Raw genomic sequence first — 335 nt, forward strand, 5'->3', positions numbered from 1 at the left:
CGCACGGGACTCCTCAGGCCCCCGACTCATGGACGTACGAGATTCCCCACGTCCCCGGCTCATGGACGCACGGGACTCCTCAGGTCCCCGAGTCATGGCCGCACGAGATTCTGCAAGTCCTCGAAGCGGCGGTCCCCGATCCCGTTCACCTCGCGCAGTTCGTCGACGGAACGGAAGCCGCCGTGCTCCGTGCGGTAGTCGATGATGTGCTGGGCGAGCACCGGGCCGACGCCGGGCAGCGTGTCGAGCTGCTCCAGCGTGGCCGCGTTGAGCCCGACGGGCCCCGCGGGTCCCGCAGGCCCCGCGGATCCTCCGGGACCCGCCGCCGCTCCCGG

Annotated in this window: 1 protein-coding gene; it reads right to left on the reverse strand. The window is 71.9% G+C overall.

Going from position 1 to position 335, the window contains the following annotated elements; genetic code table 11:
• Positions 1-92 precede the first annotated feature (92 nt).
• The coding region (locus G3I40_RS28140) for a ComEA family DNA-binding protein (RefSeq protein WP_164305186.1) at positions 93-335 on the reverse strand (243 nt) is incomplete at its 5' end.

The sequence above is a fragment of the Streptomyces sp. SID14478 genome, assembly GCF_010548525.1.
Lineage (GTDB): Bacteria > Actinomycetota > Actinomycetes > Streptomycetales > Streptomycetaceae > Streptomyces.